The sequence below is a fragment of the Pseudomonas sp. 18.1.10 genome (assembly GCF_024655625.1).
In the GTDB taxonomy this organism is placed as follows: Bacteria; Pseudomonadota; Gammaproteobacteria; order Pseudomonadales; family Pseudomonadaceae; genus Aquipseudomonas.
In genome coordinates this window covers 1-18,150 of sequence record NZ_JANLGL010000031.1, presented here as the reverse complement: position 1 = coordinate 18,150, position 18,150 = coordinate 1, and the positions used below count along the sequence as shown (strand labels likewise).

Here is an 18,150-nt window from a genome sequence, read left to right as displayed (position 1 = left end):
CAATTGCGCAAAAGCGTAACGACCATGTCCTGGGCATCTTGCGGGCATGAAAAAGCCCCGACACTGTCGAGGCTTTTTCCCTTCACATCCCTTAGTCGTCGCTGACAGTAATCGTCGGCATTGCCGGCGCCGCGGCTTCCTGCAAGACGATGCGTGCGCCCACATGACGGGCCAGTTCCTGATAGATCATGGCGATCTGGCTGTCAGGCTCGGCCACAACGGTGGGCTTGCCGCCGTCAGCCTGCTCGCGAATCAGCATCGACAGCGGCAGCGAGGCCAGCAGTTCAACACCGTATTGAGTGGCCAGCTTCTCACCGCCGCCTTCTCCGAACAGATGCTCGGCGTGGCCGCAGTTGGAGCAGATGTGCACCGCCATGTTCTCGACAACACCCAGCACCGGGATATTGACCTTGCGGAACATCTCCACGCCCTTCTTGGCATCGAGCAAAGCCAGATCCTGCGGCGTGGTGACGATCACCGAACCGGCCACCGGGACTTTCTGTGCCAGGGTCAGCTGGATATCACCGGTGCCTGGCGGCATATCGATCACCAGGTAGTCCAAATCGCCCCAGGCCGTCTGGGTGACCAGTTGCAGCAGGGCCCCGGAGACCATCGGCCCGCGCCAGACCATTGGCGTGTTGTCGTCGGTGAGGAAGGCCATGGACATGACTTCCACTCCGTGGGACTCGATCGGCACAAACCACTTCTGATCCTTGACCTTGGGCCGTGTGCCTTCGGCGATGCCGAACATCACGCCCTGGCTCGGGCCGTAGATGTCGGCGTCGAGGATGCCCACGCGCGCGCCTTCACGGGCCAGGGCCAGGGCCAGGTTAGCCGCGGTGGTGGATTTGCCCACGCCACCCTTGCCGGAGGCGACGGCGACGACATTCTTGACGTTGACCAGACCCGGGATCTGCGCCTGGGCCTTGTGTGGCGCAATCACGCACTGGATATCGACCTTGGCCGAGCGCACGCCGTCGAGGCCTTCAATGGCCATCTGCAGCATCTGTGCCCAGCCGTTCTTGAACAGGCCGGCGGCATAGCCCAGCTCCAGCTGGACCGACACGTGGTCGCCCTGTACCTCGATGGCACGTACACAGCCGGCACTGACCGGGTCCTGGTTCAAATAAGGGTCGGTGTACTGGCGAAGAACGGCTTCCACCGCTGCGCGATTGACGGCGCTCATGGGCTACTCCCGAAAAAAGACTGACTGAAACAGGCGGCTATCCTAACCGTTCCCGCCGGTCAGCGGCATGCTTTCGCAGGCCGGGAAGATGCTGAAACAGCTCCACGGGGTGAAATATATTTCCCAGCGCTTTATAGTGGCCGACCTCCGTTTCATCAAGTAGCCGAGCCCCATGTCCGAGCCACGCAAGATCCTCGTCACCAGCGCCCTGCCCTATGCCAATGGTTCCATCCATCTTGGCCATATGCTTGAGTACATCCAGACCGATATGTGGGTGCGCTTCCAGAAGCATCGCGGCAACCAATGCATCTATGTCTGCGCGGACGACGCCCACGGTTCGGCCATCATGTTGCGCGCCGAAAAGGAAGGCATCACCCCGGAACAACTGATCGCCAACGTGCAGGCTGAACACAGCGCCGACTTTGCCGAGTTCCTGGTGGACTTCGACAACTTCCACTCGACCCACTCCGAAGAAAACCGCGAGCTGTCGAGCCAGATCTACCTGCGCTTGAAAGAAGCCGGGCATATCGACCAGCGGTCGGTCACCCAGTATTTCGACCCGGAAAAGAAAATGTTCCTGGCCGACCGCTTCATCAAGGGCACCTGCCCGAAATGTGGCACCGAAGACCAGTACGGCGACAACTGCGAAAAATGCGGTGCAACCTACGCGCCGACCGAGTTGAAGGATCCGAAGTCGGCTATCTCCGGTGCCACCCCGGTACTCCGGGATTCCCAGCACTTCTTCTTCAAGCTCCCGGATTTCCAGCAGATGCTGCAAGCCTGGACCCGCAGCGGCACCCTGCAGGATGCCGTGGCCAACAAGCTCGCCGAATGGCTCGACAGCGGCCTGCAACAGTGGGACATCTCCCGCGACGCGCCGTACTTCGGCTTCGAGATCCCAGGCGAGCCGGGCAAGTATTTCTATGTGTGGCTGGATGCGCCAATCGGCTACATGGCCAGTTTCAAGAACCTGTGCGATCGCACGCCGGAACTGGACTTCGACGCGTTCTGGAACAAGGATTCTACCGCCGAGCTGTACCACTTCATCGGCAAGGACATCGTCAACTTCCACGCCTTGTTCTGGCCAGCGATGCTCGAAGGCTCGGGCTACCGCAAGCCGACCGCCATTGCCGTGCACGGCTACCTGACAGTCAACGGCCAGAAGATGTCCAAGTCCCGTGGCACCTTTATCAAGGCGCGCACCTACCTGGACCACCTGTCGCCGGAATACCTGCGCTACTACTACGCCTCCAAGCTGGGCCGTGGCGTCGATGACCTGGACTTGAACCTGGAAGACTTCGTACAGAAGGTCAACTCGGACCTCGTAGGCAAAGTCGTCAACATCGCCAGCCGTTGCGCCGGGTTTATCCACAAGGGCAACGCCGGTGTGCTGGTGGCCGAGAACGCTGCGCCAGAACTGACCGACGCGTTCCTGGCCGCCGCGCCAAGCATCGCCGACGCCTATGAAGCCCGCGACTTTGCCCGTGCCATGCGTGAAATCATGGGCCTGGCCGACCGCGCCAACGCCTGGATCGCCGACAAGGCACCGTGGTCGTTGAACAAACAGGACGGCAAGCAGGCTGAAGTCCAGGCGATCTGCGCCACGGGTGTCAACCTGTTCCGCCAGTTGGTGATCTTCCTCAAGCCGGTGCTGCCATTGCTGGCCGCCGACGCCGAGGCGTTCCTCAACGTCGCGCCGCTGACCTGGAACGACCACGCCAGCCTGCTCAGCAACCACCAGCTGAACGAGTTCAAGCCACTGATGACCCGGATCGACCCGGTCAAAGTCCAGGCCATGACCGACGCTTCGAAAGAAGACCTGGTCGCCAGCCAGACCGACACCGGTTCGGCTGCCCCCGCTGGCAATGGTGAACTGGCCAAAGACCCGATTTCTGCGGAAATCGACTTTGACGCTTTCGCCGCCGTGGACCTGCGTGTCGCGCTGATCGTCAAGGCCGAAGCCGTGGAAGGTGCCGACAAGCTGCTGCGCCTGACACTGGATATCGGTGATGAGCAACGCAACGTGTTCTCCGGGATCAAGAGTGCCTACCCGGACCCGTCCAAGCTGGATGGTCGCCTGACCATGATGATTGCCAACCTCAAGCCTCGGAAGATGAAATTCGGTATTTCCGAAGGCATGGTGATGGCGGCTGGCCCTGGCGGTGAAGAAATCTACCTGCTGAGCCCTGACAGCGGCGCCAAGCCAGGTCAACGCATCAAGTAAGCCTGCAAAACAGCCCTGTCGCTTCGGCGATGGGGCTTTTCCGCTAGTCCCCTCTTCTCGCTTGCCGGATAATCAGGCTCTATTTGTTTAGCCGGCATGCCAATGATCCCAGCATGAACCTCATTCAACGTATCGACGCGCTGCTGCCGCAGACCCAATGCGGCAAATGCGGGCATCCGGGCTGCAAGCCATACGCCGAAGGCATCGCTAAAGGCGAGGCGATCAACAAGTGCCCGCCGGGTGGTCAGGAGACGATCGTCGGCCTGGCACACCTGCTGAGCGTCCCTGTGCTGACGCTGGACACCAGCCGTGGCGAAGCGCCAGCCCAGGTTGCCTACATCCGCGAAGCCGAGTGCATCGGCTGCACCAAATGCATCCAGGCGTGCCCGGTGGACGCCATCGTGGGCGCCGCCAAACTGATGCACACGGTAATCAGCGACGAGTGCACGGGTTGCGACCTGTGCGTGGCGCCTTGCCCGGTCGACTGCATCGATATGCGGCCGTTGGTCGAGCTAGTGCCAATGGTGGGCGGATTGGCGGCCAACGAACACGAACAGCACGCACGCAGCCTCAAGCGTGACCGGGCGCGGCGGCGTTTTGAACAGCGCAACGCGCGCTTGCAGCGGGAGGAACAACGCCAGCTAGCAGAGCGACTGGCACGGGCCAAGCGCGCGGTGCCGACGCATGCTGCACCCGCAGATGCAGGGCAAGCGGCCTCGGATGCAGCGATCAAGAAAGCCAAGATCGGCGTCGCCATGAGCCGTGCGCAGCTGCATAAATCCTTGAAAGCCTTCGGCCATCCGCCAACGTTTGAGCAACAATCGCAACTGATCGTCCTGCAACACCAGTTCGAAGCTGCGGAGCAAGCACTCGCGGCGCTAGAAGCGAACAGCCCGTCACCGCTGCCTGCCAACAAAGACCCAGAGCTCAAGCGCGCGAAAATCCAGTTGGCCATGCGGCGCGCCGAGTTGAAAAAGGCTCAAGAGCAGCACGCCGACGATCAACAACTGGCAACGCTCAGCGCGGCATTGACCGCTGCCGAGCAAGCCCTGCATGACGTCGAGGCGATCTCCGCGCAACCCCGCCCCGACTTGCAGCGCGTGGAGAAACGCCCCATCGACGCCCAACTGCGCCAGCTGAAAACCGCCCTGGCCTACGCCCGTGCGGATGTCAGCAAGTTACAGCGCCAACCGGGCACCAGTGCGCAAGCGCTGGCTGCGGCGCAACACAAACTGGAAGAGGCGCAGCGCCAGGTCGATACCCATGTCGGCACCTGACCTCTATCCTAATGAGGTTGTGGATTATAGGGTTACAAGCCTGGAACCCCTTTTCACCATTACGCCGACCGTTTGCAAGGAACTGCCTGCCCCATGAACGCCGTAAAACGCCTGGAAATTTTCCGCAGGTTTCACGAAGACAATCCAGAACCGAAAACCGAACTGGCCTACTCTTCGCCGTTCGAGTTGTTGATTGCGGTGATCCTGTCGGCACAATCCACTGATGTGGGCGTGAATAAGGCCACGGCCAAACTGTACCCGGTGGCGAATACACCGGAGGCGATCCATGCCCTGGGCGTCGATGGGTTGTCCGAATACATCAAGACGATTGGCCTGTACAACAGCAAGGCCAAGAATGTCATCGAGACCTGTCGGATGCTGGTGGAGTTGCACGGCGGTGAAGTGCCGCAAACACGTGAAGCCCTGGAAGCGCTGCCCGGTGTAGGCCGCAAAACCGCCAACGTTGTGCTCAATACGGCATTCCGCCAGTTGACCATGGCGGTGGACACCCACATTTTCCGGGTCAGTAACCGGACGGGCATCGCCCGCGGCAAGAATGTGGTGGAGGTGGAAACCCAGTTGATGAAGTTCGTGCCCAAGCCCTATCTACTCGACTCCCACCACTGGTTGATCCTGCACGGGCGCTATGTTTGCCAGGCGCGCAAGCCGCGCTGCGGCAGCTGTCGCATCGAAGACCTGTGTGAATACAAGGACAAGACGTCGGACGATTGAGTAATCATTGTTTTTTTCGATCAGTCGATTGAAAAAATCTTTTTTACCCATTCATGGATTATCGTTATAAGGAGCGCCAACGGCAGTCTTAGCCCGGAGTGAACCTTATGAGCACTGGCAAAGAACAACTGGATGTAGAAGACGACCTCGCTGCAGAGTCGGAGGACGATGGCGAAGCCCCCGTTGCGGAGGTAGCCAAGACCAATCTGAGCAAACGTCGCACTATCGACAATCTTCTGGAAGAGCGACGCTTGCAAAAACAACTGGCCGATTACGACTTCGACCTCTGACCTGCCCGTTGACGACCAGAAGCCTCCCTGACGGAGGCTTTTTTCTAGCGGTCTCACTGGCCGGTTAACACGTCCGTAGATGCCCCCTCCCCTATACGAGCCCGTTGCGTTGGGCCAACTCAATCAGGTCCACCAGCGAGCGTGCATTGAGCTTGAGCAGCAAACGCGTCTTGTACGTACTGACGGTCTTGTTGCTCAGGAACATGCCGTCGGCGATCTCCTTGTTGGTTTTACCGCGTGCCAACTGCTGCAGCACCATCATCTCCCGCCCCGAAAGGCGCTCGACCATGTCGGCCTCACTCGCGTTGCCCATGGTTGAGCGCACCGAATTCAACGCCTGGTTCGGGAAATAGCTGTAGCCGGAGAGCACCGCCTTGATGGCGCTCAACAACTCAGTCAAGTCCTGCTGCTTGCAGACATAACCCGCAGCGCCAGCCTGCATGCAACGCATGGAGAAATGGCCAGGCGCCTGGGACGTCAGCACCAGCACCTTGAACGGAGCGGGCTGTTTGACGGAGGAAAGCCGGCAAATAACTTCCAGCCCATCGAGCTTGGGAATTCCAATATCCAGTATGACGATGTCCGGCATATGCTCCCGTGCAAGTTGCAACGCATCGACACCGTTATCGGTCTCGGCAACGACCTCATAACCATGACGCTCCATTAGCATACGCACAGCAAGACGAATGACGGGATGATCATCCACGATCAGCACTTTATTCATAAGGAAAGTCCAATTTCGCTGTTCGAATTATTCAGAGCAAGCACAATAGCCTAGTCGTTTCCTAGTTGGCATAGCGTTCCCCCCTGAGTAACAGCAAGCAGAGACCCAAGCCACAACGATATAGGAATAAGCCTACAAAAAAACACTGATTCGGATGTGCCGAGTTTTATGGAGGCTTTCAGACTTTTCTGGGCCCACACACATTTCGAATGAAATATCCAACGGCTATGGGGCAGGCGGTAAAGGTAGCGCACATGACTTTCAGCAAATGCCCCTTGCTTGTTGCCTTCGCGCAGGTAAGTCGGCAAGAAAAACCTTATCATTTCAGTTCCCTTAAACACATCCACTTACACCATAATTTCCTACAGATATTTCACTCAGCAACACCCATCTCACGCCTATATGAGTGAATCTTCTGTAAGAAATAGTTCCTACCTCGGTGTAAATAAGTCATTCTCCATTTAATACGCCGCCCCAGAACCATTTCCCACATCTAAAAAACCTCACAAGCGCCAACTATTCAACACTCTATAAACATCACTAAACACCTGCCTAAAACTCGGTATCGACTTGCTTTTTTAACAGGCAAAAAAAAGGCCCCTTTAACAAGGGGCCTCTCTTAAAGCGTCAGGGCATTCAGAACAACTTGCGACCTTTGTTGGCCGCAATGCGCATGCGCAATGCGTTCAACTTGATAAAGCCCGCTGCGTCAGCCTGGTTGTAGGCGCCGCCATCTTCTTCGAAGGTAGCGATGTTGGCGTCGAACAGCGACTCATCGGACTTGCGGCCGGTGACGATCACGTTGCCCTTGTACAGCTTCAAGCGCACAACGCCGTTCACGTGGGCCTGGGAGGCGTCGATCATCTGTTGCAGCATCAGACGCTCAGGGCTCCACCAGTAGCCGGTGTAGATCAGGCTGGCGTACTTGGGCATCAACTCGTCTTTGAGGTGAGCCACTTCGCGGTCCAGGGTGATGGACTCGATAGCACGGTGAGCGCGCAGCATGATGGTGCCGCCCGGGGTTTCGTAGCAGCCACGGGACTTCATGCCCACGTAACGGTTCTCGACGATGTCGAGGCGGCCGATACCGTGTTCGCCACCGATGCGGTTCAGGGTCGCCAGCACGGTGGCCGGGGTCATCTCGACGCCGTCCAGTGCGACGATGTCGCCGTTGCGGTAGGTCAGTTCCAGGTACTGCGGCTTGTCTGGCGCGTTCTCCGGAGAGACGGTCCATTTCCACATGTCTTCTTCGTGCTCGGTCCAGGTGTCTTCCAGCACGCCGCCTTCATAGGAGATGTGCAGCAAGTTGGCGTCCATCGAGTACGGGGACTTCTTCTTGCCGTGACGCTCGATCGGGATCGCGTGCTTTTCAGCGTAATCCATCAGCTTTTCACGGGACAGCAGGTCCCATTCACGCCAAGGTGCAATCACTTTCACGCCTGGCTTGAGGGCGTAGGCGCCCAGTTCGAAACGCACCTGGTCGTTGCCCTTGCCGGTGGCGCCATGGGAAATGGCGTCGGCGCCGGTTTCGTTGGCGATTTCGATCAGGCGCTTGGCGATCAGCGGACGTGCGATGGAGGTACCCAGCAGGTACTCGCCTTCGTAGACGGTGTTGGCGCGAAACATCGGGAAAACGAAATCGCGGACGAATTCTTCGCGCAGGTCGTCAATGTAGATCTCTTTCACGCCCATGGCTTGCGCCTTGGCACGTGCAGGTTCGACCTCTTCGCCCTGACCCAGGTCAGCGGTGAAGGTCACCACTTCACAGTTATAAGTATCCTGCAGCCACTTGAGGATCACCGAAGTGTCCAGGCCGCCGGAATACGCGAGAACGACCTTGTTTACGTCGGCCATGCCATCACTCCACGGGGTTGTACGGAAAGGCGACGATTCTACCGATCAAAACCGTGAAATTACAGGGGCGCGACAGCAAATGAAGATAAAGCGACAGATTATGTCGAACGAGCGACCGATGGTCGCACGTCAGGAGGTGGCGGCTGGGTTGCTCGGCCCGGTGGCCGTGGGTGCCGGTTTCTCGGGGGCTGCCACCCGTTCCAGCTGAATATTGACGCGCCGGTTGCGCGCCCGGTTGGCCGCATTGGTATTGGGCGCCAGGGGGTAGCTTTCGCCGTGGAAACGCAGGGTGACCTGCGACTCCTGGATGCCGTTGGCCTTGAAGTACTCCATGACCGCCAAGGCCCGACGACGCGAAACATCGCGGTTGGTCAGGCGATTGCCGCTATTGTCCGAATGACCGTTCAATTCAACGTGGTTGACGGTCGGATCAGCCTTCATGAATTCCACAATCACCGCCAACTTCTGCTTGGCCGCAGCGTCCAGTTCAATGCCGCCGCCGGGGAAGCCGACTTCCGTCTGCTTGACTTGGTCGTAGTTCATCGGCAGCAACTTGGCGGTACACAGTTGGTAGTCGCTATAGGCCTTGTTGAAGCGCACCGGCAATAAACGGATTTCCGAGTAGCCACCTTCGCGCCCGTAGTGTCGAACCGTCGGCGAGCGCCCCTCCAGCAAGCCATTGAACAAACGCCCAGCCTGGGCCTGGGAACTGTTGAACAACACATCGCCACTGCCGGCACGCACTGCACCCAGGTTGATATCACCTCGGCCGGGCTGCCAGGGTGCAGCGGCTGCCAACAAGGTCGCAGAACCCGCCCCCAGCGATCCGCCATAGGCTTTCAGACGAAACGTCGCCTGCTCGCCCGCCCGGCGCACGAACTCACCCGAACCGAAGTCGGTGATCGGCTGGGTCAGACGGCACTCGAACTTGTCGCCCTCCACCTTCCACTCAATATTCTCCAGACGCGTCTGGAACGTGAGGGCCATCGCAGGCAGGCTGGCGAACACACTGAGCAGGGCTAGATATTGCTGGCGCACGGGAGGCTCCACTGGTTTCTACAACACTTCAAAGCGTCATACATCGATAAGGCATACGAAAGGCTATCGGATGCATCCTGCAAAACTTGATAGCGAGTGCCTGCAAGAGTCTTTTCCGGTAGCATTCCCACCAGATTGACCCGCCTGGAATCCCCAATGTCCGACCGCCTGACCCTGCTGCGTCCCGACGACTGGCATATTCATCTTCGCGATGGTGCTGCGTTGCCCCAAACCGTGGCCGATGTTGCGCGCACGTTTGGCCGCGCCATCATCATGCCTAACCTGGTACCTCCGGTGCGTAATGCCGCTGAAGCCGACGCCTATCGCCAGCGTATCCTCGCTGCGCGGCCGGCCGGCAGCCGCTTCGAACCGCTGATGGTGCTCTACCTCACCGACCGCACCCAGCCCGAAGAAATTCGTGAAGCCAAGGCCAGCGGCTACGTGCACGCCGCCAAGCTGTACCCGGCTGGCGCGACCACCAACTCCGATTCCGGCGTGACCAGTATCGACAAGATCCTGCCGGCCATCGAAGCCATGGCCGAAGTCGGCATGCCGCTGCTGATCCACGGTGAAGTCACCCGTGGCGACGTGGACGTGTTCGACCGCGAGAAGATCTTCATCGACGAGCATATGCGCCGTGTGGTCGAGCTGTTCCCGACCCTCAAGGTGGTGTTCGAGCACATCACCACCGCCGATGCCGTGCAGTTCGTCACCGAGGCCTCGGCCAACGTCGGCGCGACCATCACCGCCCATCACCTGCTGTACAACCGCAACCACATGCTGGTGGGCGGGATTCGGCCGCACTTCTATTGCCTGCCCATCCTCAAGCGCAACACCCACCAGGTGGCGTTGCTGGATGCGGCGACCAGCGGTAATCCGAAGTTCTTCCTCGGCACCGACTCGGCGCCCCACGCCCAGCACGCCAAGGAAGCGGCGTGCGGCTGTGCCGGTTGCTACACCGCGTATGCGGCGATCGAGCTGTACGCCGAAGCGTTCGAACAGCGCAATGCCCTGGACAAGCTTGAAGGTTTTGCCAGCCTCAACGGCCCGCGTTTCTACGGCCTGCCGGCGAATACCGACCGCATCACCCTGGTCCGTGAAGACTGGACCGCCCCTGCCAGCCTGCCGTTTGGCGAGCTGACCGTTATCCCGCTGCGCGCCGGTGAAACACTGCGCTGGCGCCTGCTGGAGGAAAGCAAGTGAGTGAAGACCATTACGACGACGAACACGAGCACAGTGGTGGCGGCTCCCGTCACCCGATGGCCGAGCGGTTTCGCGGCTATCTGCCGGTTGTCATCGACGTAGAAACCGGTGGTTTCAACTGCGCCACCGATGCGCTGCTGGAAATTGCCGCGACCACCATCGGCATGGATGAACAGGGTTTTGTGTTCCCGGAGCACACCCACTTCTTCCGCGTCGAGCCGTTTGAAGGCGCGAATATCGAAGCAGCCGCTTTGGAATTCACCGGCATCAAGCTCGATCACCCACTGCGCATGGCCGTGAGTGAAGAAGCCGCGCTGACCGACATCTTCCGTGGTGTGCGCAAGGCGTTGAAGGCCAATGGCTGCAAACGCGCGATCCTGGTCGGGCACAACAGCAGCTTCGACCTGGGTTTCCTGAACGCCGCCGTGGCGCGGTTGGACATGAAGCGCAACCCGTTCCACCCGTTCTCCAGCTTCGACACCGCCACCCTCGCTGGCCTGGCTTATGGCCAGACCGTGTTGGCGAAAGCCTGCCAGGCAGCCGGTATCGACTTTGACGGTCGCGAAGCCCACTCGGCGCGCTACGACACCGAGAAGACAGCCGATCTGTTCTGCGGCATCGTCAATCGTTGGAAGCAGATGGGCGGCTGGGAAGATTTCGGCGACTGAAGCCATTTCCCGCGCATAAAAAAACCGGCCTTCTCAGGCCGGTTTTTTTGTACCTCGACGCTGGCTTACAGCTTGCCAGCGTTCTCGGTCAGGTAAGCCGCAACGCCTTCTGGCGAAGCGTTCATGCCTTTGTCGCCTTTTTTCCAGTTGGCTGGGCAGACTTCGCCGTGCTCTTCGTGGAATTGCAGGGCGTCGACCAGGCGGATCAGCTCTTCCATGTTACGGCCCAGTGGCAGGTCGTTGATGATCTGGGAGCGCACAACGCCCTTGTCATCGATCAGGAACGCGCCACGGAAAGCCACGCCGCCTTCGGACTCAACGTCGTAGGCCTTGGCGATGTCGTGCTTCATGTCGGCAGCCATGGTGTATTTGACTTTGCCGATGCCACCATCATTGATGGCAGTGTTGCGCCAGGCGTTGTGGGTGAAATGGGAGTCGATGGAAACGGCTACCACTTCAACGTTGCGCGCCTTGAAATCGTCCATGCGGTGGTCCAGAGCGATCAGCTCCGAAGGGCAGACGAAGGTGAAGTCCAGCGGGTAGAAGAACACCAGGCCGTATTTGCCTTTGATGGCTTCAGACAGCTTGAAGCTGTCAACGATTTCGCCATTGCCGAGGACGGCAGGTACGTCGAAATCCGGGGCTTGTTTGCCGACGAGTACGCTCATTGGGTATCTCCTGATGTAGGGGTGACGATTGAAGTAAAAGGACCGGCCCAGTCTGGCGCGCATAAGCGACAGCCCTGTGACGCAGTCACGCTTCGTGAAGACCGACCATCATACACTGAAAAAACCGTTCGTCAGTGCAGGGGGCGTAGCAGCGAATACCCTACGAATCTACTTTGACAATCATTCTCGTTAACATTAAGATCCACCGCACTTAAGCCTTAAACCCGCGACGGTTCTCCCTTATGTATGTCTGCCTCTGTACTGGCGTCACCGACGGACAAATCCGCGAAGCAATCTATGAAGGTTGCTGCAGCTACAAGGAAGTGCGTGAAACCACCGGCGTTGCCAGCCAGTGCGGCAAATGTGCCTGCCTCGCCAAGCAAGTGGTACGGGAAACCCTGACGCAGCTGCAAACAGCCCAGGCCGCGCTCCCCTATTCAGCAGAATTTACACACGCCTAAATAGGCGTGTTTTAAAGAACCGGACTTAGTGTCCGGTTTTTTTATGCCCGCAATTCAATTAGTTAGCGCCAAGACGCGGAACACAAACATTCTTATTCCGATTAATTTTCATTTATTATTCAATAACTTAGGTTTGACACTAAGGTTTTCGCCGCTCAAACTCCGCCTTATACACAGCGATTACAGGGCAGGACCCCAGTCATGAAAGGCGACATCTCAGTCATCCAGCAACTCAACAAAATCCTTGCCAATGAACTGGTCGCGATCAATCAGTACTTTCTGCATGCACGCATGTACGACGATTGGGGCCTGGAAAAGCTCGGCAAGCGTGAATACAAAGAATCCATCAAGGCCATGAAGGACGCCGACGCGCTAATCAAGCGCATCCTGTTCCTGGAAGGCCTGCCGAACGTGCAGGACCTGGGCAAGCTGAACATCGGCGAGCACACCCAGGAAATGGTCAGCAGCGACCTCAAGTTCGAACAGAAGAGCCACAGCGACCTCAAGGCCGCCATCGCTCACTGCGAAACCAAAGGCGACTTCGGCAGCCGCGAACTGCTGGAAGACATCCTGGAAGACCAGGAAGAGCACATCGACTGGCTGGAAACCCAGCTGGGCCTGATCGACAAAGTCAGCCTGGAAAACTACCTGCAATCGCAGATGGGCGAATAAGCCCTCAGCACCCAGGTATAAAAAAGCCCCGCTCTCTCACGAGAAGCGGGGCTTTTTATTGCAAGCGCATCAAGCGTCGGTCTTGGACGCCGCGTTTGCCGCTGCTTCTTTGATCAGCGCTTGCAGCGAACCATCAGCCGCCATCTCGACGATGATGTCGCTACCGCCGACCAGCTCACCGGCCACCCACAATTGTGGGAACGTAGGCCAGTTGGCGTACTTCGGCAGGTTGGCGCGGATTTCAGGGTTTTGCAGGATATCCACGTAAGCGAATTTCTCGCCGCACGCCATGATGGCCTGGGACGCCTTCGCGGAGAAACCGCACTGAGGAGCGTTAGGTGCGCCCTTCATGTAAAGCAGAATGGTGTTGGCAGCAATCTGCTCTTTGATCGTTTCGATGATATCCATGGAACACCTCGGCTGGAACTTTGCGACTCACAGGTCGGCACGGTGGCGCATTGTAACGCAAAATTCCAGCCGGGTGCTCAGGCAGCTGCGACCTGCACCGGAACACCATTGAGCGCCGCGTTGCCCGACAATTCGTCCAGTTGCCGTTCGTCGGTCAAGTCGTTCGCACTCGCCCCCGGCTGCCCGCTGGCGATGCTCATCTGCACGCCCGGGCGGCCATGCCCCCAGCCGTGGGGCAGGCTGACCACGCCGGGCATCATGTCCAGGCTGGCCAGCACTTCCACCTCGATCATGCCGATGCGTGAACTCACGCGCACCCGCTGGCCATCGCTCAACTGCCGGCTGGACAGGTCATCGGGATGCATCAGCAACTGATGACGCGGCTTGCCCTTCACCAAGCGGTGATAGTTGTGCATCCAGGAATTATTGCTGCGCACATGCCGGCGCCCGATCAACAACAGTTCGTCGGCCACCGGCAGCGGCTGCGCGGCAAACCGCGCCAGGTCGGCAAGGATCACCGCAGGCGCCGCCTGCACCTTGCCATCCGCAGTTTTCAGACGTGAGGCAAGGTTGGCCCTGAGCGGCCCCAGGTCCACGCCATGGGGATGATCTGCCAGCATCGCGACGGACAGCTTATGCTCCGACGCATCACCGTACGCACCGGCCCGTAGGCCGAAGTCGATCATCTGCGCCGGCGCCATGGTCGGCTTGAGCGCTGCCCCCGTCCGTGCGGCGAACGCCTGGGCCAAGCCGACAAAGATCTCCCAGTCATGCAACGCGCCTTCGGGCTTGGGCAAAATCGCGCGATTAAAGCGGGTGACATTACGCACGGCGAACATATTGAACGTGGTGTCGTAGTGATCGTTTTCCAGGGCCGAGGTGGACGGCAGGATCAAGTCCGCATAACGGGTGGTCTCGTTGATATAGAGGTCGATGCTGACCATGAACTCCAAGCCATCCAGGGCCTGCTCCAACTGACGACCGTTCGGCGTGGACAACACTGGGTTGCCGGCAACGGTCACCAGCGCGCGGATTTGCCCTTCGCCTTCCGTCAACATTTCTTCGGCCAAGGCCGACACTGGCAACTCGCCGCCATACTCCGGGCGCCCGGAAACCCGACTCTGCCAGCGATTGAAATGCCCGCCGCCGGTGGACGCCACCAGGTCCACCGCCGGCGAGGTGCACAACGCACCGCCGACCCGATCCAGGTTACCGGTGACCAGGTTGATCAACTGCACCAGCCAATGGCACAGCGTGCCGAAGGCCTGGGTCGAAACCCCCATGCGCCCATAACACACAGCCTTGTCCGCCGCCGCAAAGTCCCGCGCCAACTGGCGGATCTGCTCGGCCGGCACCGCACACTGGCGGCTCATGGCTTCGGCGGTAAACCCGGCAATGGCGCAACGTACCTCCTCCAGGCCGTCAACGGGCAAATGACTGGCACGGGTCAGGTTTTCGCTAAACAACGTGTTGAGCACCGCGAACAACAACGCCGCATCCCCACCAGGGCGCACAAATATATGCTGGTCGGCCATCGCCGCCGTCTCGCTGCGCCGTGGATCGACCACCACCACCTTGCCCCCCCGGGCCTGGATGGCTTTCAGGCGTTTCTCCACATCGGGCACGGTCATGATGCTGCCGTTGGACGCCAGTGGGTTGCCGCCGAGGATCAGCATGAAGTCGGTGTGGTCGATATCCGGGATCGGCAGCAACAAACCATGGCCGTACATCAAGTGGCTGGTGAGGTGATGGGGCAACTGGTCCACCGAGGTCGCGGAGAAGCGGTTGCGCGTCTTGAGCTGGCCCAGGAAGTAGTTGCTGTGGGTCATCAGCCCATAGTTGTGCACGCTGGGGTTGCCCTGGTACACCGCCACCGCATTCTGCCCATGCCGGGCCTGGATGCCTGCCAGCCGTTCGGCTACAAGCTTGAACGCGTCTTCCCACGGGATAGGCTGCCACTCGCCACCCACGCGTAACATCGGTTGGTGCAGGCGATCCGGGTCATTCTGGATGTCCTGCAACGCCACGGCCTTGGGGCAGATATGGCCACGGCTGAACGTGTCCAGCGCGTCGCCCTTGATCGAGGTGATCGCCAGGCTGCCGTCGTCGGCGCGCGTGGTTTCCAGGGTCAGGCCGCAGATGGCTTCACACAGATGGCAGGCACGGTGATGGAGAGTCTTGGTCATGGCCAGTCTCTTTATTAGGGCTTTGACTCAACTATGGGCCGCGACCGATGAGGGCGCCACCATGGTCAGTCCCGTGAATCGACGGACATCAGGCCAAGCCATGGGTAAGCATGAGTAAATGTTTCAGAAACATCCCACACCGCCGCTGAAACCGACATAACCCAGCCCAGGCCCGCCCCGGCGGATTGCAAAAGGTTGCAGGGCCAGTGTACAAATGGCCCGCTGCTGTCTGGAAACCGTCTTCAAAAGCGCTCCTGCGCCCTGCTTGAACACCCATAAAACCGTAGCCCCTATTGGTAAGACGCGACATTTAATGTCAATATCGCGCCTTCCCCTATTTCGTCGCCCCGTGCGGCTTTCGCCGCAGGTCTCGCCCGTTGTCACAATAAACAAGGCTTTGAGTATCTGCGGTCTGTTGCAAAAAGGTAGTTAATGATGAGCGCAAGGCACTTTCTCTCCCTGATGGATTGCACGCCCGAAGAGCTGGTCAGCGTGATCCGTCGAGGCATTGAGCTTAAAGACCTGCGTAACCGCGGCGTACTGTTCGAGCCTTTGAAAAACCGCGTGCTCGGGATGATCTTCGAAAAATCCTCGACCCGTACCCGTGTGTCTTTTGAAGCCGGCATGATCCAACTGGGCGGCCAAGCCATCTTCCTGTCATCGCGCGACACCCAACTGGGCCGTGGCGAGACCGTCGCCGACAGCGCCATCGTGATGTCGAGCATGCTCGATGCGGTGATGATCCGCACCTTTGCCCACAGCACCGTCACCGAATTTGCCGCCCACTCCCGCGTACCGGTAATCAACGGCCTGTCCGATGACCTGCACCCGTGCCAGTTGCTGGCCGATATGCAAACCTTCCAAGAGCATCGTGGTTCGATCCAGGGCAAGACCGTGGCCTGGATCGGCGACGGCAACAACATGTGCAACAGCTATATAGAAGCGGCGATCCAGTTCGACTTCCAATTGCGCGTTGCCTGCCCGCAAGGCTACGAGCCTGATGCACGTTTCCTGGCACAAGCCGGCGAGCGCGTCACCGTCGTGCGCGACCCCCGCGAAGCAGTGATGGGCGCACACTTGGTCAGCACCGACGTCTGGACCTCCATGGGCCAGGAAGACGAAACCGCCAAGCGCCTGGCCCTGTTCGCGCCGTTCCAGGTGACCCGTGCCCTGCTCGACCTGGCCGCACCGGACGTGCTGTTCATGCACTGCCTGCCGGCCCACCGTGGTGAAGAAATCAGCCTCGACCTGCTGGATGACAGCCGTTCGGTCGCCTGGGATCAAGCAGAGAACCGCCTGCATGCGCAAAAGGCCCTGCTCGAATTCCTCGTCCCGCCGTCGTACCACCACGCATGAGCCAGCCATTCCTGCTGAACCTGCGCAATCTGGCATGCGGCTATCAAGATCAACGGGTGGTGCAGAACCTCAATCTGCACCTCAACGCCGGCGACATCGGCTGCCTGCTGGGCTCTTCGGGCTGTGGCAAGACCACCACCCTGCGCGCGATCGCCGGGTTTGAGCCGGTACACGAAGGGGAAATCAGCCTGGCGGGCGAAGTGATCTCTAGCGCCGGTTTCACCCTGGCACCGGAGAAACGTCGCATCGGCATGGTGTTCCAGGACTACGCGCTGTTTCCCCACCTCAGCGTGGCGGACAACATTGCCTTCGGTATCCGCAAGCACCCGCAAAAAGACCGCGTGGTTGCCGAGCTGCTGGAGCTGGTCAACCTGAAGAACCTGGGCAAACGCTTCCCCCACGAGCTTTCCGGCGGCCAGCAACAACGCGTTGCCCTCGCCCGCGCCCTGGCGCCGGAACCGCAACTGCTGCTGCTGGATGAACCGTTCTCCAACCTCGACGGTGAGCTGCGGCGCAAGCTCAGCCACGAAGTGCGCGACATCCTCAAGGCGCGCGGCACCAGTGCGATCCTCGTCACCCATGACCAGGAAGAAGCGTTCGCCGTGAGCGACCAGGTCGGTGTCTTCAAGGAAGGCCGCCTGGAACAATGGGACACGCCCTACAACCTCTATCACGAGCCGCAGACAACCTATGTCGCGAGCTTTATCGGCCAGGGTTATTTCATCCGTGGCCAATTGAGTTCGCCGGAGTCGGTCAGCACCGAACTGGGCGACCTGCGCGGGAACCGGGCCTACCCATGGCCAACCGGCGGTGCCGTGGATGTTTTGCTGCGCCCCGACGACATCGTCTACGCGCCAGACAGCGCCTTGAAAGCGCGGATCGTGGGCAAGACGTTCCTCGGCGCATCGACCTTGTACCGCCTGCAATTGCCGACGGGCGCGCAGCTGGAGTCGATTTTCCCGAGCCACGCCGACCACCAGGTGGGCGCTGATGTGGGGATTCGGGTGGCGGCTGAACACTTGGTGCTGTTCCAGGCGTCGGGCAGCGTGGCGGCGCAGATTCCTCAATCCGATTCAGGCGTTCGCCGTTACAGCGCTGCCCACTGACAAAACCGGATCGAAATGTGGGAGCGGGCTTGTGTGGGAGCGGGCTTGCTCGCGAATGCAGTGTGTCAGCCACCAGATTCATAGCTGATTCACCGCT

General features: G+C 59.5%; 17 protein-coding genes. 10 read left to right on the top strand and 7 right to left on the bottom strand.

Annotated elements, in window-relative coordinates:
- Positions 1 to 91 precede the first annotated feature (91 nt).
- A complete protein-coding gene (gene apbC, locus NUV89_RS07985; protein ID WP_257780893.1) occupies positions 92 to 1,186 on the bottom strand; it encodes an iron-sulfur cluster carrier protein ApbC in 1,095 nt (364 codons plus the stop codon).
- 172 nt (positions 1,187 to 1,358) lie between these two features.
- Here apbC and metG point away from each other — a divergent pair, with 172 nt between their 5' ends.
- The 4 genes from metG to NUV89_RS07965 all read left to right on the top strand — a co-directional run bounded on the left by metG (position 1,359) and on the right by NUV89_RS07965 (position 5,709).
- Positions 1,359 to 3,410, top strand: a complete 2,052-nt coding sequence (gene metG, locus NUV89_RS07980) for a methionine--tRNA ligase (RefSeq protein ID WP_257780892.1) — start codon at positions 1,359 to 1,361, stop codon at positions 3,408 to 3,410.
- Positions 3,411 to 3,523: 113 nt separating this feature from the next.
- A complete protein-coding gene (rsxB, locus tag NUV89_RS07975; RefSeq protein ID WP_374684466.1) occupies positions 3,524 to 4,687 on the top strand; it encodes an electron transport complex subunit RsxB in 1,164 nt (387 codons plus the stop codon).
- A gap of 93 nt (positions 4,688 to 4,780) precedes the next feature.
- Positions 4,781 to 5,419, top strand: a complete 639-nt coding sequence (gene nth / locus NUV89_RS07970; RefSeq protein ID WP_124526112.1) for an endonuclease III — start codon at positions 4,781 to 4,783, stop codon at positions 5,417 to 5,419.
- 107 nt (positions 5,420 to 5,526) lie between these two features.
- Positions 5,527 to 5,709: a PA3496 family putative envelope integrity protein gene (locus tag NUV89_RS07965; RefSeq protein ID WP_257780890.1), complete on the top strand. Its 183-nt coding sequence runs from the start codon at positions 5,527 to 5,529 to the stop codon at positions 5,707 to 5,709.
- A 91-nt stretch (positions 5,710 to 5,800) separates the two neighbouring features.
- On the opposite strand, the gene NUV89_RS07960 is transcribed toward NUV89_RS07965, so the two are convergent.
- The 3 genes from NUV89_RS07960 to NUV89_RS07950 all read right to left on the bottom strand — a co-directional run bounded on the left by NUV89_RS07960 (position 5,801) and on the right by NUV89_RS07950 (position 9,325).
- Complete coding sequence (locus NUV89_RS07960) at positions 5,801 to 6,433, bottom strand: response regulator transcription factor (protein ID WP_122719714.1); 633 nt, start codon at positions 6,431 to 6,433, stop codon at positions 5,801 to 5,803.
- Positions 6,434 to 7,069: 636 nt separating this feature from the next.
- Positions 7,070 to 8,287 (bottom strand): argininosuccinate synthase, encoded by a 1,218-nt coding sequence (locus NUV89_RS07955; RefSeq protein ID WP_017738284.1) that lies wholly within the window; start codon positions 8,285 to 8,287, stop codon positions 7,070 to 7,072.
- Between the two features lie 129 nt (positions 8,288 to 8,416).
- The gene (locus NUV89_RS07950) at positions 8,417 to 9,325 is read right to left on the bottom strand and encodes an OmpA family protein (protein ID WP_257780889.1); all 909 of its coding nucleotides are present in this window, start codon (positions 9,323 to 9,325) and stop codon (positions 8,417 to 8,419) included.
- A 156-nt stretch (positions 9,326 to 9,481) separates the two neighbouring features.
- On the opposite strand from NUV89_RS07950, the gene pyrC reads away from it, so the two are divergent.
- On the top strand, positions 9,482 to 10,528 hold the full coding sequence (gene pyrC / locus NUV89_RS07945) for a dihydroorotase (protein WP_032891786.1): 1,047 nt from the start codon (positions 9,482 to 9,484) through the stop codon (positions 10,526 to 10,528).
- Positions 10,525 to 11,196, top strand: coding sequence for a ribonuclease T (gene rnt / locus NUV89_RS07940; RefSeq protein ID WP_017738287.1), 672 nt, complete (start codon positions 10,525 to 10,527; stop codon positions 11,194 to 11,196). Before pyrC ends, rnt begins: the two co-directional genes overlap by 4 nt.
- Before the next feature lie 65 nt (positions 11,197 to 11,261).
- On the opposite strand, the gene NUV89_RS07935 is transcribed toward rnt, so the two are convergent.
- A complete protein-coding gene (locus NUV89_RS07935) occupies positions 11,262 to 11,864 on the bottom strand; it encodes a peroxiredoxin (RefSeq protein WP_003172097.1) in 603 nt (200 codons plus the stop codon).
- A gap of 242 nt (positions 11,865 to 12,106) precedes the next feature.
- Between NUV89_RS07935 and NUV89_RS07930 the strand changes: the two genes are divergently transcribed.
- The gene (locus NUV89_RS07930) at positions 12,107 to 12,325 is read left to right on the top strand and encodes a bacterioferritin-associated ferredoxin (protein WP_010564137.1); all 219 of its coding nucleotides are present in this window, start codon (positions 12,107 to 12,109) and stop codon (positions 12,323 to 12,325) included.
- A gap of 201 nt (positions 12,326 to 12,526) precedes the next feature.
- Complete coding sequence (gene bfr / locus NUV89_RS07925) at positions 12,527 to 12,997, top strand: bacterioferritin (RefSeq protein WP_257780888.1); 471 nt, start codon at positions 12,527 to 12,529, stop codon at positions 12,995 to 12,997.
- Positions 12,998 to 13,066: 69 nt separating this feature from the next.
- Here the strand turns inward: bfr and grxD are convergent, their stop codons facing one another.
- The gene (gene grxD, locus NUV89_RS07920; protein WP_257780887.1) at positions 13,067 to 13,405 is read right to left on the bottom strand and encodes a Grx4 family monothiol glutaredoxin; all 339 of its coding nucleotides are present in this window, start codon (positions 13,403 to 13,405) and stop codon (positions 13,067 to 13,069) included.
- A gap of 77 nt (positions 13,406 to 13,482) precedes the next feature.
- On the bottom strand, positions 13,483 to 15,591 hold the full coding sequence (locus NUV89_RS07915; RefSeq protein ID WP_257780886.1) for a molybdopterin oxidoreductase family protein: 2,109 nt from the start codon (positions 15,589 to 15,591) through the stop codon (positions 13,483 to 13,485).
- Positions 15,592 to 16,026: 435 nt separating this feature from the next.
- On the opposite strand from NUV89_RS07915, the gene argF reads away from it, so the two are divergent.
- Positions 16,027 to 16,947, top strand: coding sequence for an ornithine carbamoyltransferase (gene argF / locus NUV89_RS07910; protein ID WP_257780885.1), 921 nt, complete (start codon positions 16,027 to 16,029; stop codon positions 16,945 to 16,947).
- A complete protein-coding gene (locus tag NUV89_RS07905; protein WP_257780884.1) occupies positions 16,944 to 18,053 on the top strand; it encodes an ABC transporter ATP-binding protein in 1,110 nt (369 codons plus the stop codon). The genes argF and NUV89_RS07905 overlap by 4 nt, the downstream gene beginning before the upstream one ends.
- The last annotated feature ends 97 nt before the right edge of the window (positions 18,054 to 18,150 follow it).

What these genes read in the sequence shown, in the direction of transcription:
- rsxB (WP_374684466.1), top strand. Translation starts at nt 3,524, where the DNA reads ATGAACCTCATTCAACGTATCGACGCGCTGCTGCCGCAGACCCAATGC.
- argF (WP_257780885.1), top strand. Translation starts at nt 16,027, where the DNA reads ATGAGCGCAAGGCACTTTCTCTCCCTGATGGATTGCACGCCCGAAGAG.
- NUV89_RS07915 (WP_257780886.1), bottom strand. Translation starts at nt 15,591, where the DNA reads ATGACCAAGACTCTCCATCACCGTGCCTGCCATCTGTGTGAAGCCATC.
- apbC (WP_257780893.1), bottom strand. Translation starts at nt 1,186, where the DNA reads ATGAGCGCCGTCAATCGCGCAGCGGTGGAAGCCGTTCTTCGCCAGTAC.
- bfr (WP_257780888.1), top strand. Translation starts at nt 12,527, where the DNA reads ATGAAAGGCGACATCTCAGTCATCCAGCAACTCAACAAAATCCTTGCC.
- NUV89_RS07930 (WP_010564137.1), top strand. Translation starts at nt 12,107, where the DNA reads ATGTATGTCTGCCTCTGTACTGGCGTCACCGACGGACAAATCCGCGAA.
- NUV89_RS07905 (WP_257780884.1), top strand. Translation starts at nt 16,944, where the DNA reads ATGAGCCAGCCATTCCTGCTGAACCTGCGCAATCTGGCATGCGGCTAT.
- grxD (WP_257780887.1), bottom strand. Translation starts at nt 13,405, where the DNA reads ATGGATATCATCGAAACGATCAAAGAGCAGATTGCTGCCAACACCATT.
- NUV89_RS07955 (WP_017738284.1), bottom strand. Translation starts at nt 8,287, where the DNA reads ATGGCCGACGTAAACAAGGTCGTTCTCGCGTATTCCGGCGGCCTGGAC.
- pyrC (WP_032891786.1), top strand. Translation starts at nt 9,482, where the DNA reads ATGTCCGACCGCCTGACCCTGCTGCGTCCCGACGACTGGCATATTCAT.
- nth (WP_124526112.1), top strand. Translation starts at nt 4,781, where the DNA reads ATGAACGCCGTAAAACGCCTGGAAATTTTCCGCAGGTTTCACGAAGAC.
- NUV89_RS07935 (WP_003172097.1), bottom strand. Translation starts at nt 11,864, where the DNA reads ATGAGCGTACTCGTCGGCAAACAAGCCCCGGATTTCGACGTACCTGCC.
- metG (WP_257780892.1), top strand. Translation starts at nt 1,359, where the DNA reads ATGTCCGAGCCACGCAAGATCCTCGTCACCAGCGCCCTGCCCTATGCC.
- NUV89_RS07960 (WP_122719714.1), bottom strand. Translation starts at nt 6,433, where the DNA reads ATGAATAAAGTGCTGATCGTGGATGATCATCCCGTCATTCGTCTTGCT.
- NUV89_RS07965 (WP_257780890.1), top strand. Translation starts at nt 5,527, where the DNA reads ATGAGCACTGGCAAAGAACAACTGGATGTAGAAGACGACCTCGCTGCA.